Genomic DNA, 20145 nt, shown 5'->3' with positions numbered 1-20145 from the left:
TATCAATCACCAGGGCATGCGGACTAGCGCCCAGTGTGACTCCAAAAAGAGGACGAGGTCGTAGTTCGCGGTGTCATAACCCGAACGATCCTTCCTGTTTCCAGTTTGATTGATTGCATCCGGCTATTTTACGGCAGGTCGGGCGGGCCGTGGCGCGGCGGATTGATAGGCCGCATGCCGGCTGATCCGGCAGGAAAAGCGCGCGCGCAAAAAAGCCCGAACAGGCCTGCAAAAGCCTGTCCGGGCTGAAAGCCGAGCCCTTTCGGACGCCAGCGTCTGGGTATCAAACCTGCAGGTTCAGATCAGTGGAACTGCTCTTCTTCGGTCGAGCCGGTCAGCGCGGTCACGCTGGACTTGCCGCCCTGGATCACGGTGGTGACCTCGTCGAAGTAGCCGGTGCCGACTTCCTGCTGGTGCGACACAAAGGTGTAGCCGCGGTCGCGTGCCGCGAATTCGGGCTCCTGCACCTTCTCGACATAGGCCGACATGCCGCGCTTGACGTAGTCCTGGGCCAAGTCGAACATGTTGTACCACATGGAGTGGATGCCGGCCAGCGTGATGAACTGGTACTTGTAGCCCATGGCGCCGAGTTCGCGCTGGAACTTGGCGATGGTCGCGTCGTCCAGGTTTTTCTTCCAGTTGAAGGATGGCGAGCAGTTGTAGGCCAGCATCTTGCCGGGATGCACCTTGTGCACGGCGTCGGCAAATTTCCTGGCGAAGGCCAGGTCGGGCGTGCCGGTTTCGCACCACACCAGATCGGCATAGTGGGCATAGGCGATGGCGCGCGAGATGGCTTGGTCCAGACCTTTTTTGGTTTTGTAGAAACCTTCGGACGTCCGCTCGCCCGTGATGAAGGGCTTGTCGTTGGCGTCGTAGTCGCTGGTCAGCAAATCGGCCGCCTCGGCGTCGGTGCGGGCAATCACCAGGGTGGGCACGCCGCAGACGTCGGCCGCCATGCGCGCAGCGATCAGCTTCTGGCAGGCTTCGGCGGTCGGCACCAGCACCTTGCCGCCCATGTGGCCGCATTTCTTGACGGAAGCCAGCTGGTCTTCCCAGTGCACGCCGGCAGCGCCGGCCTTGATCATGGCCTTCATCAGTTCGAACGCATTCAGCACGCCGCCGAAACCGGCTTCCGCATCGGCCACGATGGGCGCGAAGTTGTCGATATAGCCCTTGTCGCCGGCGTCAATGCCCTTGGAGTGCTGGATTTCGTCGGCACGGCGGAAGGTGTTGTTGATGCGCTCCACCACGGTAGGCACCGAATCCACCGGGTACAGCGACTGGTCCGGGTACATGGAGGCGTAGCTGTTGTTGTCGGCGGCGACTTGCCAGCCCGACAGGTAGATCGCCTTGACGCCGGCCTTGACCTGCTGCATGGCCTGGCCGCCTGTCAGTGCACCCAGGCAGTTGACGTAGGGCTCGTTGTTGACCAGACCCCAGAGCTTTTCCGCACCGCGGCGCGCCAGCGTGTACTCGATAGGGAAGGAACCGCGCAGACGCACCACGTCGGCGGCGCTGTAACCGCGCTTGATGCCTTTCCAGCGTGGGTTGGTGGCCCAGTCCTTCTCAAGGGCAGAGATTTGCTGGTCGCGGCTCAATTGTTCGGCGAGGGTTTGTGGCATGGTGCACTCCGTAGGTTGAAAAGAAAAGGTGAAGTTGATGGGCTAACTTTAAGTCTTCTACAAGACCTTGTTAAGCTCTTATGTCTTATATAAGATAAAAATTAACTTGAACAAAATCAACGATCTTTCATATATTTATCGCGATGCAAAATTAAGTCTCTCGTATTGAGAAATTTTTGCGCACTGCAGCAATTCAATATTTCATATTGAAAAATATATTTATTGGATTGTGAAATTTAAAAGAATGCGCATGGCGGGCCATGGAAGCTCACAGGCTTCAACAGGGCGTTGGTTTCAGAATAGACCCGTAGCTCACCAGGCCAGGGTGTGCTCGCGCAGGTTCAACCCGCGCGGCCAGCCCGGTACCGCACCCAGTCGCCGCTGGCAATGACCGGTTTGCCCACAGTCCGCGCGGGCGCAAGCTCATAAAGAAGGCAGACCAGCACCTCGGGCGCCCCGGCCGCTTCGCTGCCTGGCCGGCCCGGCTGAGCGCTGCGCACAAACGCGCTGCGATCAAGCTGCACAGCCGCCTCGCGCTTGGCATATTCGCCGCTCGGCTGGGGCCACACTTCCTCGATCTCGTCAAGACGCTGTTCGAGTTCAGCGCTGATTTCATACACCTCACCAAGCACCCGCCCTGGCCCGCCCAGCACCAGGCCAGGGTAGGCGCCCAGGTCATGCATGACGCCGGCCACGCTGGCACGCCCGACCCAGCGCGGCGCAGGCAGCAGGCGGTTGATGTCCCGCTCCTCCCCTCTGCGCAGGGTGCCGTAGACGAAGACATGGCGAAGCGGCGGCGTGGTTTCTGGTTTCAATGTCAGGGCTCCATCCAGGATTGAAATTAGGGCATGATTTCAGCCTGCGCCAGGCTGTCAAGCCGGCCATGTCAACCGACCGGCCGCAAGGCCGGTGCAACAGGAGTCCCCAGTTTAATGAACCGCTTCATGGCCTACGCCTGCCTCGCGCTCAGCATGTCTCTGGTCGGCAGCTATGTGGCGCTGTCCAAACCCCTGGTCGCCGCCCTGCCCGTTTTTCTGCTCGCCTGGCTGCGCTTTGGCCTGGGTGGGCTGGCCATGCTGCACTGGCTAAAAAAACCGTCCATGGAAATGCCCCTCAGCGGGCAGACCCGAAAACTGCTGTTCCTGGAATCGTTTCTGGGCAATTTCCTGTTTTCGATCTGCATGCTGTTTGGCGTGAGCATGACCAGCGCGGTGGCTGCCGGCGTCATCATGGCCGCCATTCCAGCGGCGGTGGCGCTGATGAGCTGGCTGTTTCTGCGCGAACGCATAGGCCTGCGGGTCTGGGCGGCGGTCGCCTGCGCGGTCATCGGCATCGGCCTGGTTTCGCTATCAAAAAATGAGCTGCCTGCGCCGGCAGCTACTGGGCCGGGGGCCGATTTGGCATCAAAAACCGCGTGGCTGGGCAATCTGCTGCTGGTGGGTGCCGTGCTGTGCGAAGCGGCTTATGCCGTGATCGGGAAAAAACTCACGGGCGCGCTCAGCCCCAAGCGCATCACCGCGCTCATCAATCTCTGGGGCTTTGCCCTGGTCACGCCGCTGGGCCTGTGGATGGCCTGGGGCTTTGACTTTGCCCGCGTGGCACCCTCGGCCTGGCTGCTACTGCTGTTTTATGCGCTGGCCGCCAGCGTGTGGACCGTCTGGCTGTGGATGACCGGCCTGAAAACCATCCCGGCCAACCAGGCCGGGGTGTTCACCGTGATGCTGCCCGTGAGCGCCGCAGCGGTGGGCGTGCTGGTGCTGGGCGAAACCCTGAACGGCACGCAGATAGGCGCCTTTGCCATTGCACTCGTCGGCGTGGTGCTGGCTACCCTGCCCCAGCGGGGCCGGAAAGCGTCGGTTCCGGCTGTATTGCCGCACTGATCTCACGGACCAGCCGTTTCTGCCGGCGCAGCATGTAAATGCTGTAGCTGATGATGCCCAGCGACACCACCGTGATCAGAATCGTCGCTGCGGCATAGATGGACGGGTTCACGCCGCGGCGGGCATAGCTGAAGATCACCTGCGGCAAGGTGGTCACGCCCGGCCCGGACAGAAACTCCGAGATCACCACGTCATCGAACGACAGGGTAAAGGCCAGCAACCAGGCCGACACCAGGGACGGCGTGATATTGGGCAGGGTCACCAGAAAGAACACCTGCATGGGTCGGCAGCCCAGGTCCATGGCGGCCTCTTCGATGGCGCGATCCATCTCGCTCAGGCGCGACTGGATCACCACCGTGGCATAGGCCATGCCCAGCAGCGTGTGGCCCATCACGATGGTGATGAAGCCACGGTCGGGCCAGCCCACGGCGCGCTGCACGGCCACCATCAGCAGCAGCAGGGAGAGCCCAATAATCACCTCGGGCATCACCAGCGGCGCGTTCACGAGGCCGTAAAACAGCGTCCGTCCGCTAAAGCGCCGGTAGCGCACCAGCACAAAGGCGGCGAAGCAGCCCAGGACCACCGACAGCGTGCCGGTGATCAAGGCCACCCGCAGCGACAGAAAAAAACCGTCCACCAACCGGGAGTCGCTCAACAGGGCCTGGTACCAGCGCAGCGAAAAGCCGGTGAACACGCCGTCCTGCCGGGTGCTGTTGAAGGAAAAAACGATGAGGAAGAACAGCGGGATATAGAGAAACAGATAAACCAGCCCCAGCCAGAGGCGGCCCACATTCCTTTCGGCAAAGCGCAGCAGATTTTTCACCTCAGGACTCCTGGTACATGCCGCGATCGCTGCGGGATCGGTAGTAAAAGGCCAGCGGCACCAGGATCAGCAGAATCATCACCACCGACAGCGCCGCCGCACGCGGCCAGTTGTTGCTGCTGAACATTTCGTCCCAGACCACCCGGCCAATCATGATGTTTTCCGCGCCGCCCAGCAGCGAGGGAATGACAAACTCACCCACGCAGGGGATGAACACCAGCATGGCGCCGGCGATGATGCCGGACTTGCTCAGCGGCACCGTGATCAGCCAGAACGCCTTCCAGGGGCTGGCCCCGAGGTCATGCGCGGCCTCCAGCAGGCGGAAATCCATCTTCACCAGGTTGGCATACAGCGGCAGGATCATGAAGGGGCAATACACATAGGTCATGCCGACCAGCATGGACACCTGCGTGTAAAGCATGGTCAGAGGCTCGTGGATGATGCCCAGGGCCATCAGCAGGTTGTTGAGCACGCCCTGGTCGGCCAGAATCCCCTTCCAGGCGTACACGCGCAGCAAAAACGAAGTCCAGAACGGCAGCATCACCAGCATCAGCAGCGCCGGACGAATGGAAGGTTTGGCACGCGCAATGAAATAGGCAAACGGGTAGCCAATCGCCAGACACAGCAGCGTGGTCAGAAACGCGTACTTCAGGGACGTCTCATAGGCCTCCATGTAAATGGTATTGCCCCACAGCGCCGCGACGCCCTCTTCCGCACTCCTGAAAATCGATCCGTAGTTGTCGTATTTCAGGATCAGGTGCCAGGCCCCCGACGCGGAGTCAATCAGCGGCGCAAACGGATCCACGCCACCGCCCATGTCTGTGACGCTGATGCGCAGCAGGATCAGAAAAGGCAGGACGAAAAAAACGATCAGCCACAGGTAAGGCACGCCGATCACGAAGCGCCGGCCCGGCGGCCACGGGAACCAGGAGAAGGTCTTCACGGCGCGGCCCTATTGCGTGAGCACGACGGGGGCGGCGTCATCCCACCAGAAAAACACCGGGTCCTCCCAGGTGATGGCGGCGCCGTCATGGCGCGTGGTGTTGGCTTCGGTGACCTTCACGGTGCGCCCGCCGGCCATCTCCACGATAAAGGTGTTGTAGCTGCCGAAATAGGCGATCTCGCACACCTTGCCGGTGAACAGGTTCTGATGCACCGCGGGACGCGTTTTGGCAATGTGAATTTTCTCGGGCCGGACCGCCACGGCCACGGCCATGCCGGCCGTGCCACTGATGCCATGCCCCACGCTCACGACGCCATGGTCCGTGCTCACCTCGCAGCGGTCCGCCTGGTCCAGGCTCAGCTTGCCCTCAAACAGGTTGACGTTGCCAATGAAGTCCGCGACAAAGCGGCCATTGGGGTATTCGTAAATCTCCTTGGGCGTCCCCACTTGCAGCACCCGGCCGTGGCTCATGACGGCAATGCGCGAGGCCATGGTCATGGCCTCTTCCTGGTCGTGCGTCACCATCACGCAGGTCACCCCCACCGATTCGATGATGTTGACCAGCTCGAACTGGGTGCGTTCGCGCAGCTTGCGGTCCAGCGCCCCCAAAGGCTCATCGAGCAGCAGCAGTTGCGGCTTTTTGGCCAGGCTGCGCGCCAGCGCCACGCGCTGCTGCTGCCCGCCCGAGAGCTGGTGTGGCTTGCGCCTGGCCAGCGCTGTCAACTGGACCAGGTTGAGCATTTCATCCACCCGGGCCTGAATCTGGGCCTTGGGCAGGCCTTCGCGCTTGAGCCCGAACGCAATGTTGTCCCAGATGTTGAGGTGGGGGAACAGCGCATAGGACTGGAACATCATGTTGATGGGGCGCTCATAGGGCGGGAAGGAGGCAATGTCCACCCCGTTCAGAATCACCGCGCCCGAGGTCGGTTTTTCAAAACCCGCCAGCATCCGCAGCAAGGTCGACTTGCCGCACCCCGAGCTGCCCAGCAAGGCGAAGATTTCACCCTTGTTGATGGACAGAGACACCTTGTCCACCGCCGTCACATCGTCAAATCGCTTGACCAGTTGTTCGGTTCTCAAATAGCCGTCGCCAGACGACAGGGGCACGTTCATGATGGAGAGGTCCTGGTGTCAAAACCACAATGAAAAAAAGCTGCGCACGCAAGAAATTGCATGCGCAGCCCGGTTCAAGCTGAGATCAGCTCTTCACCTGGAAGGGTATTACTTGCCTTTTTTGAAGGTCGTGAAAACGTTGCTCATGGATTCACGGGCTTCGTTGCTGAAGCTGGCCGGAGAAACCATTTTTTGCAGATTCTCGCTGTCGGGGAAGACCGCCTTGTCCTGGGCAATTTCAGGCTTGACGTTGGCCAGGCTGGCCTTGTTCGCCGTGGCGTAGCCCAGCTCATTGGTCAACGAGGCCGACACCTCGGGGCGCAGGTAGTAGTCAATAAAGGCCAGCGCATTGTTGGGGTGCTTGGCATCCTTGGGAATGGCCAGGGTGTCAAAGAAAATCAGGCCGCCGGTGCTGGGCAGCAGCGCCTGCACCTCGTTGCCACTCTTGTTCTCGATGGCGCGACCGCGGGCGATGTTGATGTCGCCCGCCCAGCCCAGCGCCACGCAGGCCTTGCCGCCGGCCAGGTCGTCGATCATGGTGCTGGAGAACATGCGGATGTGCGGACGCACCTTGGCCAGCATCTCGCCAGCCGCCTTGTGGTCGGCCGCATCGTTCGAGTAGGCGTTCTTGCCCAGATAGTGCATGGCCGGCGGAATCACCTCGGTCGGCGAGTCGAGGTAGGCAATGCCGCAGGATTTGAGCTTGGCGGTATAGACCGGGTTGAACACCAGCTCCCAGGCGTTTGCAGGCATGGGGGTAGACCCCAGTGCCTTGGTGACCTTGGCCTTGTTGATGCCCACGGTGGTGAAGCTCCAGGCCCAGGGCACCAGGTAGGCATTGCCCGGGTCAATGGTGCCCAGCTTGGCCATGATGGCCGAATCCAGATTGCCGTAGTGGCTGATTTTGGATTTATCCAGCTTCATCAGCAGGCCGCCGTCAATCTGCGGCTTGGCAAACACGGCGCCGGGCACCACGATGTCGTAACCGGTGTTGCCGGCCACCAGCTTGGCGTGCAGGGCTTCGTTGTTCTCGAAGGTCTGGTAGTTGACCTTGATGCCGGTTTCCTTCTCGAAGTTCGCCACCATGTCCTTGGCGATGTAGTCCGGCCAGTTATAGATGTTGAGGACCTTTTCCTCGGTATTGGCAACTGCCGCGGGGGCGCTGGCCGCAGGCGCCGGCGTCACGGCCGCCACCGGTGTTTCCTCCTTCTTGCCGCAGGCGACCAACGCGATGGCTGAAAACGCGAAACACCACAAATGCTTTTCCATAATGTCCTCAAGTCGGTTGAAAATGGGGGAAACCGGCGCCCGGCGCCGCAAGGCTGATCCGGGGGAAAACCGGATTGTAAGAGCTATTTCATGTGGTTTCGCCATCGCAAGCAAGGCAAAACAGGACGCCCAAGCCTGGAGATGAAGCAAGCCCCGGGTTATCCATCAGTTACACCAGCGTGAACCTGGGTAAGGTGTGTATCACCTTCCACCACAGGAGCTTCGTCATGTACCAGCGCATCTTGATTGCCACCGATGGATCCAACCTCTCCCGCAAGGCCGTCACCAGCGGCATCAAGCTGGCGGCCCTCACGGGCGCGGAGGTGGTGGCACTCAAGGTGATTCCACGCTATCCGGTCAGCTATTTCGAAGGCGGCATGAATGTGCCGGCGACCGAGGTGGCCAGGGTTGAAAAGCAATGGGCGGAAAGCGCCCAGGCCATTGTGGAGGGCGTCAAGGCCAGCGCCGCCCTCAAGGGGGTCGAGGTCAAGGCGCTGACCACCCGCTCTGACCTGATTGCCGAGGCCATCATTGCCGCCGCCAAAAAAAACAAGTGCGACCTGATCGTGATGGCCTCGCATGGCCGCCGCGGGCTCAAGCGCCTGCTATTGGGCAGCGAAACCATGCATGTCTTGACGCACTCCCACATCCCGGTCCTGGTATTGAGGTAATTTTCGGCTCCAGCCCTTGTAGCACCTGCACAAGCAGCTATTGAATCAATAGCAAGCGGCGGCCCGTTCAGGCGAACAGGCGCTGGTATTTCTCGCGCAGCAGATTCTTCTGGACCTTGCCCATGGTGTTACGCGGCAGTTCTGTGGCCACAAAGCACTGCTTGGGAATCTTGAAGTTGGCCAGCCTGGACTTGAGCGCCGCCACGACGCCATCGGCCTGCAGCGTGGCGCCGGGTTTGGGAATGACGATGGCCACCCCCACTTCGCCGAAGTCCGGGTGCGGCACGCCGACCAGCGCGCTCTCCAGCACGCCGGGCATCTCGTTGATATAGGCTTCAATCTCGGCCGGGTAGACGTTGTAGCCGCCGCTGATGATCAGGTCCTTGCTGCGGCCCACGATGGTGATGTAGCCGCGCTCGTCAATCTTGCCCACGTCGCCGGTCTTGAAATAGCCGTCGGAGGTGAACTCCTCCCGGGTCTTTTCGGGCATGCGCCAGTAGCCCTTGAAGACATTGGGTCCCTTGACCTGAATGCCGCCAATCTCGCCGGCCGGCAAGGAGGGGCCGCCATCCAGATGGTCTTCGCCCTGCACGCGCAGGCTCACGCCCGGCAGCGCAAACCCGACCGTGCCGCCACGCCGCTCGCCGCCTTGGTAGGGGTTGGAGGTGAGCATGGCGGTTTCCGACATGCCGTAACGCTCCAGGATGGTGTGGCCGGTGCGCGCCTGCCACTCATGGAAGGTTTCGATCAGCAAGGGCGCCGAACCCGCGATGAAAAGGCGCATGTGGCGACAGGCTTCGCGGTTCAGCCCGGGCTCGGCCAGCAGGCGGACATAAAGCGTAGGCACGCCCATGAAGACGGTCGCTTCGGGCAGCTTTTCAAGCACCAGCCTGGGGTCGAATTTCGACAGCCAGATCATCTTGCTGCCGTTGATCAGCGCGCCGTGAATGGCCACAAACAGGCCGTGCACATGAAAAATGGGCAGCGCATGAATCAGCACATCGCCGCCCTCTTGCGGCGTTCTCCAGGCCCAGTAGTCTTTCAGCACCAGCGCGTTGCTCAGCAGATTGCCGTGCGAGAGCATCGCGCCCTTGCTGCGTCCGGTCGTGCCACTGGTGTACAGGATCGCGGCCAGGTCGTCTTCCTGCCTGATGGCCACCTCATGCTGGTCGCTGCAGTGACCAGCCCGGTCCAGGAGGGAGCCGCTGCGGTCGTCGCCCAGCGTGAACACGTTCTGCGTGCCGGCCTTGAAGGCGATCTTGCTGACCCAGCCAAAGTTTTTAGGGCTGCACACCACCACGGCCGGCTCGGCGTTGCCGATGAAATACTCGATCTCGGCGCTCTGGTAGGCGGTGTTGAGCGGCAGAAACACATAGCCGGCGCGCAAGGTCGCCAGGTAAAGCATCATGGCCTCTACCGATTTCTCAACCTGCACCGCCACGCGGGCGCCGGCCGGCAGCTGCAAGGACTGCAGCAGGTTGGCCATCATGGCCGTGGCGCGTTCCAGGTCACGCCATGAGTAAGTCAGGCCGTTGTCGGTTTCAATGGCCACCTCGTCCAGCGAGGCGGGGAAAGCGGCGCGCAGCGCGGCAAACAGGTTGTGGTTTTTCATGGCAGTCGGGACTCTCGAAAGATAGGTAGAAATTAAAGGGCGCTCAGCCGGCAAACTGCGGTTTGCGTTTTTCAATAAAGGCCGTCACCCCCTCACGGTGTTCGGCCGAGGGCGCGTAGCGGTAGGCATCCGCTATTAAATCAGAAGCTGCTTGCGCAGCAAGGACGGGGGCTAGCACCCTGAATGCCTCTTTATTCAGACGCGCCGCCCGGGGTGCCAGCTGGCTGATGCGCTCGACCAGGCCACACAGGGCAGCGTCCAGCTCGGGCGCGGGCAGCACCTGGTTCAGAAAGCCGCGCCGCTTCATCTCGGCCGCATCCAGCACGGCCGCCGCCAGCAGCATCTCGCGCGCCGTCAGCTCGCCCACGGCACGCAGGACCAGCGCCGCCTCGCGCGGCGCCATCGGAAAGCCCAGTTTGGCAATCGGCGCACCGAAACAGGCCTGGTCGCTGGCCAGCCGCAAGTCGCAGCAGCTGGCGATCTCCAGCCCGGCGCCCATGCAGTTGCCCTCGATCCGGGCCACGATCGGCAGGTCGCAGTCCAGCATGGCCTGCAGGCCGCCCCACACGTCGCCCTCGTGAAAGTCGCGCAGGCTGGCTTCATCAAAGCGAAACCCGGCGTATTCAGAGATGTCGCCCCCGGCACAAAAATGCCCGCCCTCACCCCGGACCAGCACGCAGCGCAGCGCGCTGTCTTGAGGGAGGGCCTCAAACACAGTGCGCAGCTCACGCCACATCGCACGCGACATGGCGTTGAACCTGGCCGGATGCGACAGGGTGACAAAGGCCAGCGGCCCTTCGGTCGTCAGCTGAACCTGACCCGTCATTCCAGCTTGGCCCCGGATTCCTTGACCACGGCGGCCCAGCGCTTGACTTCAGCGCCGACAAAAGCCCCGAACTGCTGCGGCGTCAGGTTGCCAAACTCCGCGCCATTGCTGGCCCAGATGGTCTTGAGCTCGTCGGTGGCGGCCGCCTTGCGCAACTCTTCCACGACGCGCGCCTGAACATCGGCCGGCGTGCCCTTGGGGGCCCACATGCCATACCAGGTGGTCACGGTGTACTCCGGCAGGCCGACCTCGGCGGCGCAGGGTACATCCGGGAAAGCCGGGTTGCGCTTGCTGCCCGACACCATCAGGGCCTTGATGCGGCCACTCTTGATGTGAGCGGCGGAAGAGCCCAGGCCGTCAAACATCATGTCGACATTGCCGGACATCAGGTCCTGCAAGGCCGGGCCGGCACCGCGGTAGGGAATGTGCGTGATGAAGGTTTTGGTCTGCTGCTTGAACAGCTCGCCGGCCAGATGGTGCGACGTGCCGGCACCGGCAGAGGCGTAGTTGAGCTTGCCCGGATTTTTGCGGGCGTAGTCGATAAAGGCCTTGATGTTTTGCGCTTCGGCACGTTTCGGGTTGACCACCACGACCTGCGGCACGTTGGCCACCAGGGCCAGCGGCACAAAATCTTTCTGGATGTCGTAGTCCAGCCTGGGGTACATCGACGGCGCAATGGCATGGTGGACCGCCCCCATGAACAGGGTGTAGCCGTCGGGTGGCGCCTTGGCCGCAATGCTGGCCCCCAGCGTGCCGCCGGCGCCGCCGCGGTTGTCGATGATGAGCGGCTTGCCGGCGAGTTTTGCAAACTGAGCGGACAGCGGCCGGGCAAAAGCATCGGTGCCGCCGCCCGCCGGGAAGGGCACCACGACCGTGACCGGCCTGGCGGGCCAGCCCGACTGGGCCTGGCTGCCCAGGGAAAGCACGGCAAGGCCGGCCGCGCCAGCGCGCAGCACCTCGCGCCGGGAAGCCTTTGCTTCAAAGCTGAATGTCATTGTTGTCTCCTGTCGTTGTTGAATCAAAAAACCGAAATCACACCACACTGAACCCCACCAGGCGCACGGCCAAGTTCTAAAGCAAGTCCCCGATGCTGCTGGACACCGGTATTTTTCCCTGTGCCAGCAGAGCCCGGTGCTTGTCCAGGCGCTTGAGGTCGTAAAGATAATTCACCATCAGGCCGTAAGACTGCTTGAGGCCTTTGGGCGAGGGGTCACCGGCCCAGTTGAGCCGTTCGACGCGCGCACCGTTGCCCAGGTGAAAACGCGCCACCGGATCGATGGGCTTGCCCTCTTCCAGTGCCTGCCCGAGGTAATGCGCCGCGCATTGCAGCAGCATCAAGCGCACGGGCGATTTCTCGGCCAGGTTCAGCGCATCGTCGGCGGCACGCAGAAAATGCCCTGCGGTGGGCGGCTCAAACCCCACCGCCCGACCCAGCGCCGCACGCGCCTTGTCGTCCAGCTTCTCCAGCATGGCGGTCGCATGCTTGCCCAGCCAGCTGCGAAAGCCCGGAATCGGCGACAGCGTGGCAAAGGTCTTGAGCCTTGGAAACTCTTCCTTGAGCGTTTCGACCACGCGCTTGATCAGGGAGTCACCGAAGCTCACACCGCGCAAGCCCAGCTGCGTGTTGCTGATGGAGTAAAAAATCGCGGTGGTGGCCTTGTTCAAATCGGCCGCGTCAGCTGATTCGTCGAGCAAGGGCGTGATGCCCTGAGCCATCGTGTCGATCAGCGCGACCTCCACAAAAATCAGCGGATCGTCGGGCAGGCGCGGATGAAAAAAACCATAGCAGCGGCGGTCGCTGTCGAGCCGGTTCTTCACATCGGCCCAGCTCTTGATGTCATGCACCGCCTCGTACTTGATCAGCTTTTCAATCAGCGACGCGGGCGAATCCCAGCTGATGCGGCGCAGGTCCAGAAAACCCACGTCAAACCAGGTCGAGAACATGTACTCCATCTCGACGTCGAGCGCCTGCAGCCGCTTGTCCGCCTTCAGGTAAGGCAGCATGTCGGCGCGCATGTCCACCAGGAAGCGGATGCCCTCGGGGAAGGCGCTGAAGCGCTGCAGAAGGCGCCGGCGCGGCGACACCGTGGCGCGGCGGTAGCGCACCTCGGCCACCGCTTCGTCGGGCGTGCCCACCGCGGCGGCAAACTGGGCTTGCGCCAGCTTGACCTTGTGCGCATCGGCAACAAACTGCTCGCTCATCAGCAGCCACATGTCGCGGCGCTCGTCCAGGGTGGCGCCGGCGTACCAGCCGGCGACGCCCTTGGCCCGGCGTCCGCCCTCGACCTCGCTGACCTGCGGGTCCACAATCGCCTTCAACTCCTCCAGCGTGCGGCGCAAGACGCGCGGCGACAGGGCTTCTTCCTTGTGCCGCAGCGTGGCTTTCAGGCGCTCGCGCGTCGAACGGCCTGTGCCGGCGCCATCGGGCGAAGCTTCTGTCACTATCTTTTTAGGAGCAGTCTGCGCATTGACAGCCTGGGCTGCGGGCACTTTCGGTGCCTTTTTCTCACCCGCCAGACGCGACACGCTGCGGTTAAGCCAGTCGGCCGCGCTCATGACGCCACCCGTGAACGCTGGTTGCGGGCCAGCTCGCGCAGGGCTTCGCGCTGACGCGTCAAATGCGTGCGCATGGCGGCCTCGGCGCCTTCGCTGTCGCGGCTTTTCAGCGCGGCAAACACGGTCATGTGCTCGGACAGGCTTTGCGCCAGCCGGCCCGGCGCCTGCAGCGACTGCAGGCGTGCCAGCTTCAATATCTTGCGCAAGTCGGCAATTGCCTGCGCCAGCCAGCGGTTGTTGGCCAGCAAGATAATGGCCTCGTGAATCGCGAAGTTCACCGCGTAATAGTCGTTGATGCGGCCGGCCTGCGCGTGGCCGGCCAGCCGCTCATGCAAGGTGGTAAGCGCCGCCAGGTCGGCATCGCTGGCATTGCGCGCCGCTTCATAGGCACAGCGCCCTTCCAGCAGCGCAATCACCGGGAAGATATCGTCCAGGTCCTGCTCGGTCACTTCTTTGACGAAGCAGCCGCGCCGCGGCTCGTGGCGCAGCAGCCCTTCGGCGGTCAAGACCTTGAGCGCCTCGCGCAGCGGTGTGCGGGAAATTTCCAGCCGCTCACACAGGGCGACCTCATCCAGAAAGCTGCCCGGCGCGAACTGGCCCGCAAAAATCTGCTCGCGCAAGGTGTCGGCGACTTCCTGGTGCAATGAACTCTGGACAAGACGCATGGCATGGATTCCTTTAGGTCACCTGGGCTGACTTCCCATCACCGCCGCAAATCACGGCCATAATTTCAAGTAATTACGCGTAATTATGAATAAGCCGACGCGTGACGCAAGTCTTGTTTCATCCGGACAAACCCTGTCCCCACCCGGCGCCAGCAGACGAGACGTGGACCGACGACAACCGGCGGCGATGGCGTCCATGGATAGTGTCAAAGTTGCGCGACGGCCGCCCTGAGTTGGGCCATCAACTCCGGGATGAACCGGAGCCGCTTGGCCTCCTCCTCAAGCACATTCCCGAACGCACGTTTTTTCAGGGCGGCAATATCGAAATCGCCGCGCCTGTTCGCCGGAACCGTGCTGGCCAGAATATCGAAGAGCCGGTCCACCGCGTGGAGCCGGCCCCACAAATAGTCATTTTCACGGATCGACCGGCTGAGAAAACCGCCAAAGCCGGCGAATGACCCGCCTTGCAGAACGTTCTTGCGATCGCGAAGCGTGAGGGTGGTTGCATCGTCAGGGCTGATGCGGTCGATCAGAATTTCCTCCATCGGGCCTGCGTCCAATGACAGGGCACTGGCCGTTGGACGCAGGATGATGTCCCAGTAAAAATAGCCCAGGTATCCGGTGAGTATCGCAATGCGACTGCGCTCACCGAGATTCAGAAGCAATGGAGATGCCATGACGGCATCCGCATTGTCCATGGACCGCTCCATGTCGCATTCCTCGCCCAGCCTTGCGACCAGTTTCGATATTTCATCGATGTCGTCCTGGCGAAGAAAATCGATATCGGCAGAAATCATGTTTGCCTTTTCATCGGCAAAACTCCCAACGAACAACTTTCGGCACATGGAAACGGCCTGACGACTCAAAAAACCGATACCGTCATAAACCGACAAGTCGTCAAGGCATTTTTGCACCTTTAACTTCAAAAGATCCAGCGATTCAGGATTGGCCGCACCGGAACCATTCGCCTGAATATCTTGATAGAGATCATTGATTTCATGCAGGACAAAATTCAATCGTCTCTTTTTGTAGATAACGCCAAAATCCCCAATGACCCTCGCAAACCGCGGTAACCCGGAATACTCGTAAATATCTTGCGGCATCGCGTAGCTGGCGGCGATGATTCCCTGATTTCTGGCCCATGCCTCGACGGTCTCCTGGACGCGGCGCGCTTCCCGCGAATCTGTGGCGTACTGGCAGGCACTGACAATGACCTGAACGATGAAATCCACGCCTTCGAGAATAAGAGAACGCATCCAGGCGTCATAGACGATCGCCGTGCCGGACAGCACCTGGGTGGATGAGAGCCGCCAGTGCCGCACGTCGTCGATCGTGAACTTGCCCCTGAGACCGCCCTTGGTCAAGTCTTCGATCATCTTCGCGACATGGGATCGGGCGTCGAGGATCGCAGCCTTCAAGCGCCGCGCCTGCCGGTTGTAGCGACTGATCACCGCCAGTTCGTTGTAGACGGGGTCGTGGCGAGGCAGGTCCGAGAGCGCCCCGCGCAAAGTGGCGAAAAAACCCGGAACGCCCCTGCCTGCCGCCACTTTGTCGCGACTGGGACGCGGGTCTATGTAGATCAGGCGGCGATCCACTTCGCGGAAGGCCCCATGGGTGCGGATGGCCTCCACACAGGCCGTGATCGGCTTGTTGTCCAGAACGCTGCCATCGACCAGCACCGCGTCCTCGGGGTTTTCGCCCTGCTCACGGTAGCGCCGGAAATTGCGATCCAGGAAGTGGGTGCGCGCCGGCCACGGCCTGTGGCACTCGGCCAGAATGTCGTCGATCTCACGGATCTGGGCCGGCGGAAACGCCCCGGGATATGAAGCCGAAGCGCGGCATGCAAAGGCCAGAGACGGGAGATTGTCGACGTCGAAGTCGCTCTCCAGATGCCCTGTTCTGCGATGGTCCAGGCTGAAGCGCAGAAGTTGGCGATGCTCCCTTTCATGGGCGACTGGCGGATCGTGGATGAAAATCGGTCGCTGGAGCCCCCTGAAATCGGTCGCGGTGACCAGAAGGTCAAGCCTTGTCCCCGTGGGCAACAGCGATTCCGAAGCCAGGCCGGACTTCCCCATCGCCGTGAGGCCATCCAGCATCAGCATGGTCATGCGGCGACCGTCCAGCGGTGGCCTGAACCAGCGAGAGCGCAGAAAAACCGAGATTCGCTCCTTCATCTCGGCGTCGGCTTTGCCGGGCAGCAAGCCTTCGCGGTCGAGCCGGGTCAGCAAGGGGCGCACCAACGGCAAGAAATACCATTTGCTCCAGAGTCGCGCCCTGCCCTCGGGCGCCAGCAGATTGAGCATGTCGGCTTCGGTCAGCCACATGTCGGTGACCGGCGCCAGACTCAGGTCATGGGCCAGCGCCGTGGCCAGGGCCACGCCGTTGATGCCCCCCGCAGAGGCTCCCGCTATGACGTCGACGATGACCCGAAGATCCATGTCCCGCCCAAGGGCTTCCAGAAATTCGAGGTAGATGTCTCCGGTCGAGCTTGCCGGCTCATCAGGGTAGTAGTCATGAAAGCCGGACGCTGATTTCTCATCGCCTTCGTAGGACTTGTCGCTGTGGCAGATCTTGGATGCTCGGACCAGATTGAGGATTTCGCGGTTGATGCCGTGCTGGTAAATCGCCAGCGATACGCCGCCGAAGAAAACGATGGCCAACCGAAGCTCTTTTTCTTTCATCGCTGCGCTCGCTTTCATCCCCCTGGCAAGGGGCGGCGAAATCGGTACACCGCGTATCAGTCTGCCCCCCTGCGCCCCAAAAAGCAACAGCCGGCGCAAACCGGTCGCGCCGGCCTTCTTGCGCAGCGCGGGAGACGAACGGTTCGCCCCGCTCAGGCGCGCGCTGCTGGCGCCGAGGCAACCTGCCGCGAAGCCCACCACCAAAGGCCGGCGCCGGCCACGATCATGGGCACGCACAGCCATTGGCCCATGCTCATGCCCAGGGCGAGGATGCCGAGAAAATCATCAGGCTCGCGGAAAAACTCGGCGATGAAACGGAACACGCCATAACCCAGCAAAAACGCGCCCGAGACCTGTCCCATCTTGCGCGGCTTGCGGGCGTACAGCCAGAGCAGCACAAAGAGCAACAGGCCTTCCAGCAGGAATTGGTAAATCTGCGAGGGATGGCGCGGCAAGGTGGAGCCGCTGCCCGGAAACACCATGCCCCACGGGAGCGCCGGATCGCTGAAACGGCCCCAAAGCTCGCCATTGATGAAGTTGCCGACACGCCCTGCCGCCAGCCCCGTGGGCACGCAAGGCGCAATGAAGTCCATCACCTGCAGCCAGGGCCGCTGGCGCGAACGGGCAAACCAGACTTGTGAGACCAGCACCCCCAGCATGCCGCCATGAAAGCTCATGCCGCCCTGCCACACCGCCAGAATCTCCAGCGGATGGGCAAGGTAGTAACCCGGCTTGTAGAAAAGGCAGTAACCCAGCCGCCCGCCAATCACCACCCCCATGACGCCCAGAAACAGCATGTCTTCAATGTCCTGGCGCGACCAGGCGCCCGGCCCGGTGATGGAGGCATAGGGCTCATGCCGAAGCCGCCGGGTGGCCAGAAAAAAGAACAGGCCGAAAGCGGCCAGGTAAGTCAGGCCATACCAGTGGATGGCCAGGGGCCCGAGTTGCAGGGCGACGGGATTGATGTGAGGGTGAATCAGCATGGGTTGCCATTGTGCACGCAAGCGGCCGCCACCGGGCAAGGTGAACAAGGTGGTTTTGGGTGACGGCCCCTGCGCGTGGCTACGGGGCAAGCGGCTGGTACTTTGGCTCTGATTTCAAGCTCACACATTACTTGCTTTGTCGTCGGCTGCTGCACCTGGACTTGACACCGCCCAACAGCCACGGGCGCGAACAGCTATATTTTTAATAGCATTCACGCCCCCGGTCAATGCCAGAGCCGGCCGCAGGCTTGGCTTCTGGGGCCGTTGCCCGCGTAGTCGGCCCCCCCTGACTCGCGCAGTATCGGGATGCTGCCGGAGCGCCAGACGAAGTTTATGCCAGCATCTTTTTGAGCTCGCCGCTGTCGATCAGCGCCTGTAAATTCGCAGCGCCGCCCACCAGAGTGCCCTTGACGAACACCATCGGAAAGGTAGGCCAGCCGGTCCACATCTTGAGCGCATTGCGCTCGCGCCAGGTATTCAGATAGTTGCCGTATTCCAGGTACCGGTAAGCCTGCCCGGCATCGTCCAGCGCCTTGCGCGCCATTCTGGGAAAAGGGTTCATCCCCATTCCCACCACGACCACGTCGTTGTCCCTGATCGCCGTCATCACCTCCTGCACGATGGCCTGCTGATGCATCGCAATATTGCTGCGGATGGCAGGGTGAATGTGGGCTTCGTCAAGAAAAGGGCGTGGCATGGAGCGCTCCGGCAGGTCAGAAGCCAAAACAGTAACACAGCAGCGCTTGGACACATCGGCCGGTTTTTTTGGCAGATGCCTGTCAGGCTGCACTCCGCTACACGACGGGAACCGTGCCGCCGTCAATGACATATTCGCTGCCGTGAATGGAAGCCGCGCGGTCGGACACGAGGAAGCCCACCAGCTCTGCAACCTCCTCAGGGCGGCCGGGCCTGCCGATCGGGATGCCGCCCAGCGAATTCATGAGGCTCTGCCGCGCACCGGCTTCGTCGGTTCCTGCCTGCTCCGCAATGCGCATGATCAGGCCGTGCGCAGCCGTCGTCTCAATGAACCCCGGCGCCACGGTATTGACGCGTATGCCTTTGGGCCCAAGCTCTTTGGAGAGACCTTTGCTGTAAGTCGTCAGGGCCGCTTTCGCGGCCGCGTAGGCCAACGTGGCCTCAAACAAGGGCAGGCGCCGCTGAATGGAAGAGACATGAATGATGACGCCACGGCCCTGCGCTATCAGGCCCGGCAGAAATCCCCGATCAAGGCGTACGGCGGCGAAGAGGTTGGCCTCCAGCGTGCGCTGCCAGTCGTCATCACTGAGTGCCAGAACGCCCCCGCTGGGAGCCGACGAGCCGCCGACATTGTTGACAAGAATGTCCAGGCCACCAAAGCGCGCCAATACGGCCTCAACCACCAACTTGACGCCCTCAGCCGTGCTGATGTCTGCCTGGACGAAAAGCTCGGGCGCCTGCCCTTGCGGAAGCGGCGAGCGCGCCGTTGTGGCCACCCTGGCGCCGCCACGGGCCAGCCGCCGTACGATCGCCTCGCCCATGCCTTTGGTGCCGCCCGTGACCAGGACGCGTTTACCCGAAAACTCGTCCGGATCACATGAGAACTGTGTGCTGCTCATACCGTGATATCCAGTCGCGCGATTTTGTCGCCATCCATCGTGAAGGCGTACTTCAGCTCTACCGGGCTGCCAGGGAAGTCGCCCGACACGGAGGCCGTCACGACGTTGATGCCGTTGACGACTTCCGCACGGATGACCTGGGTGATGGGGCTGTACTTGAGCGTCACCTCCTCTTTCCAGGCCACGATGGCGGAAATGCCTCGCCTTTCCTGCCCCTCGTCCTTGACGATCGCGTCCTCGGTGAAGCAAGCCGCCACGGCGTCGGTGTCCCCTGCGTTGGCGGCTGCGATGTAGCCGGCAATGGCCGCAGGCAGGTTGTGCGGTGGCGAGGAAGGTAATGGTGTTGCGGGGTTCGATGTGTTCATGTCATTCACCTTGGGTGTTGGCCGATGTCGGCAGGAGCGCCTGTTTGCGCCTCTCTGAAGATATGGCTAAGCTGGTGCCATGACAAGAACGCACGAAAAGGTGAGCTACGCACCTGAAGGTAAGCCAGCTGAACTCACCCCCATTTCCGCGGCTGCACGGGTCGAGAAGATTCTCAAAATGCTGGAGGGACGCTGGAAGCTTTCCATCCTTTTTCAGCTCTTCGGCGGAAAGGTGCTTCGCTTTTCAGAACTCGAGCGTGCCATTCCGGCCGTCTCGCAAAAAATGCTGATCCAGCAACTCCGCCAGATGGAAGCCGACGGCATGGTGCGCCGCGTGATTTACCCCGAAGTCCCCCCAAAAGTGGAATACACGCTGACCCGGTGGGGGCAGGCCTTGTGCCCCACCCTGGACTCGTTGCTGAAGTGGGCCGCCGTGCGGGACGAATTGCCTGTGCCCGCGGAAAGCGTCGCCGACGATGCTGGTTTGTAACGAAATTGGCCTTCAGCCCAATAAAAACGGGCGCAAACAGCTACGTTTTTA

At 61.8% G+C, this 20145-nt stretch carries 19 protein-coding genes; 3 read left to right on the top strand and 16 right to left on the bottom strand.

Annotated elements, in window-relative coordinates:
• Positions 1 to 302 precede the first annotated feature (302 nt).
• A complete protein-coding gene (gene aceA, locus PJE01S_RS06040; RefSeq protein WP_068832249.1) occupies positions 303 to 1622 on the bottom strand; it encodes an isocitrate lyase in 1320 nt (439 codons plus the stop codon).
• Positions 1623 to 1963: 341 nt separating this feature from the next.
• Complete coding sequence (locus PJE01S_RS06035) at positions 1964 to 2437, bottom strand: gamma-glutamylcyclotransferase family protein (protein ID WP_068832248.1); 474 nt, start codon at positions 2435 to 2437, stop codon at positions 1964 to 1966.
• 117 nt (positions 2438 to 2554) lie between these two features.
• Between PJE01S_RS06035 and PJE01S_RS06030 the strand changes: the two genes are divergently transcribed.
• On the top strand, positions 2555 to 3502 hold the full coding sequence (locus tag PJE01S_RS06030) for a DMT family transporter (protein ID WP_068832247.1): 948 nt from the start codon (positions 2555 to 2557) through the stop codon (positions 3500 to 3502).
• Here PJE01S_RS06030 and PJE01S_RS06025 read toward each other — a convergent pair.
• From PJE01S_RS06025 to PJE01S_RS06010, 4 genes are all read right to left on the bottom strand, one after another.
• Positions 3447 to 4325 (bottom strand): ABC transporter permease, encoded by an 879-nt coding sequence (locus PJE01S_RS06025; protein WP_068832246.1) that lies wholly within the window; start codon positions 4323 to 4325, stop codon positions 3447 to 3449. The genes PJE01S_RS06030 and PJE01S_RS06025 overlap by 56 nt on opposite strands.
• Before the next feature lies 1 nt (position 4326).
• Entirely contained in the window at positions 4327 to 5268 is a 942-nt protein-coding gene (locus PJE01S_RS06020; RefSeq protein ID WP_068832245.1) for an ABC transporter permease, read from the bottom strand.
• A gap of 9 nt (positions 5269 to 5277) precedes the next feature.
• On the bottom strand, positions 5278 to 6381 hold the full coding sequence (locus PJE01S_RS06015; RefSeq protein ID WP_068832244.1) for an ABC transporter ATP-binding protein: 1104 nt from the start codon (positions 6379 to 6381) through the stop codon (positions 5278 to 5280).
• A 108-nt stretch (positions 6382 to 6489) separates the two neighbouring features.
• On the bottom strand, positions 6490 to 7650 hold the full coding sequence (locus PJE01S_RS06010) for an extracellular solute-binding protein (RefSeq protein ID WP_068832243.1): 1161 nt from the start codon (positions 7648 to 7650) through the stop codon (positions 6490 to 6492).
• Between the two features lie 227 nt (positions 7651 to 7877).
• Between PJE01S_RS06010 and PJE01S_RS06005 the strand changes: the two genes are divergently transcribed.
• The gene (locus PJE01S_RS06005) at positions 7878 to 8321 is read left to right on the top strand and encodes a universal stress protein (protein WP_068832242.1); all 444 of its coding nucleotides are present in this window, start codon (positions 7878 to 7880) and stop codon (positions 8319 to 8321) included.
• A gap of 67 nt (positions 8322 to 8388) precedes the next feature.
• Here PJE01S_RS06005 and PJE01S_RS06000 read toward each other — a convergent pair whose 3' ends face one another.
• The 10 genes from PJE01S_RS06000 to PJE01S_RS05955 form a co-directional block, all read right to left on the bottom strand.
• The gene (locus PJE01S_RS06000) at positions 8389 to 9933 is read right to left on the bottom strand and encodes a malonate--CoA ligase (protein ID WP_068832241.1); all 1545 of its coding nucleotides are present in this window, start codon (positions 9931 to 9933) and stop codon (positions 8389 to 8391) included.
• Between the two features lie 43 nt (positions 9934 to 9976).
• Positions 9977 to 10759 carry an enoyl-CoA hydratase/isomerase family protein gene (locus PJE01S_RS05995; RefSeq protein WP_068832240.1) on the bottom strand — a complete coding sequence of 261 codons (783 nt, stop codon included), beginning with the start codon at positions 10757 to 10759 and terminating at the stop codon, positions 9977 to 9979.
• Positions 10756 to 11754 carry a Bug family tripartite tricarboxylate transporter substrate binding protein gene (locus PJE01S_RS05990; protein WP_068832239.1) on the bottom strand — a complete coding sequence of 333 codons (999 nt, stop codon included), beginning with the start codon at positions 11752 to 11754 and terminating at the stop codon, positions 10756 to 10758. The genes PJE01S_RS05995 and PJE01S_RS05990 overlap by 4 nt, the downstream gene beginning before the upstream one ends.
• A 76-nt stretch (positions 11755 to 11830) precedes the next feature.
• Positions 11831 to 13315 (bottom strand): malonyl-CoA decarboxylase, encoded by a 1485-nt coding sequence (locus tag PJE01S_RS05985; RefSeq protein WP_068832238.1) that lies wholly within the window; start codon positions 13313 to 13315, stop codon positions 11831 to 11833.
• On the bottom strand, positions 13312 to 13980 hold the full coding sequence (locus PJE01S_RS05980; RefSeq protein ID WP_068832237.1) for a GntR family transcriptional regulator: 669 nt from the start codon (positions 13978 to 13980) through the stop codon (positions 13312 to 13314). Before PJE01S_RS05980 ends, PJE01S_RS05985 begins: the two co-directional genes overlap by 4 nt.
• A gap of 206 nt (positions 13981 to 14186) precedes the next feature.
• Positions 14187 to 16904, bottom strand: a complete 2718-nt coding sequence (locus tag PJE01S_RS05975; protein WP_245660639.1) for a patatin-like protein — start codon at positions 16902 to 16904, stop codon at positions 14187 to 14189.
• Positions 16814 to 17644: a prolipoprotein diacylglyceryl transferase gene (gene lgt / locus PJE01S_RS05970; RefSeq protein WP_068832236.1), complete on the bottom strand. Its 831-nt coding sequence runs from the start codon at positions 17642 to 17644 to the stop codon at positions 16814 to 16816. Before lgt ends, PJE01S_RS05975 begins: the two co-directional genes overlap by 91 nt.
• A gap of 331 nt (positions 17645 to 17975) precedes the next feature.
• On the bottom strand, positions 17976 to 18341 hold the full coding sequence (locus tag PJE01S_RS05965) for a glutaredoxin domain-containing protein (RefSeq protein WP_068832235.1): 366 nt from the start codon (positions 18339 to 18341) through the stop codon (positions 17976 to 17978).
• A 97-nt stretch (positions 18342 to 18438) separates the two neighbouring features.
• A complete protein-coding gene (locus PJE01S_RS05960) occupies positions 18439 to 19239 on the bottom strand; it encodes an SDR family oxidoreductase (protein ID WP_068832234.1) in 801 nt (266 codons plus the stop codon).
• Positions 19236 to 19604 (bottom strand): nuclear transport factor 2 family protein, encoded by a 369-nt coding sequence (locus PJE01S_RS05955; RefSeq protein ID WP_068832233.1) that lies wholly within the window; start codon positions 19602 to 19604, stop codon positions 19236 to 19238. Before PJE01S_RS05955 ends, PJE01S_RS05960 begins: the two co-directional genes overlap by 4 nt.
• Positions 19605 to 19782: 178 nt before the next feature.
• Between PJE01S_RS05955 and PJE01S_RS05950 the strand changes: the two genes are divergently transcribed.
• Positions 19783 to 20094: a winged helix-turn-helix transcriptional regulator gene (locus PJE01S_RS05950; protein ID WP_245660649.1), complete on the top strand. Its 312-nt coding sequence runs from the start codon at positions 19783 to 19785 to the stop codon at positions 20092 to 20094.
• The last annotated feature ends 51 nt before the right edge of the window (positions 20095 to 20145 follow it).

It is taken from the genome of Polaromonas jejuensis NBRC 106434 (genome assembly GCF_001598235.1).
Classification (GTDB): domain Bacteria; phylum Pseudomonadota; class Gammaproteobacteria; order Burkholderiales; family Burkholderiaceae_C; genus Polaromonas; species Polaromonas jejuensis.
The sequence above is the reverse complement of the archived record's forward strand: the minus strand, read 5'-3'. Positions and strand labels throughout refer to the sequence as shown.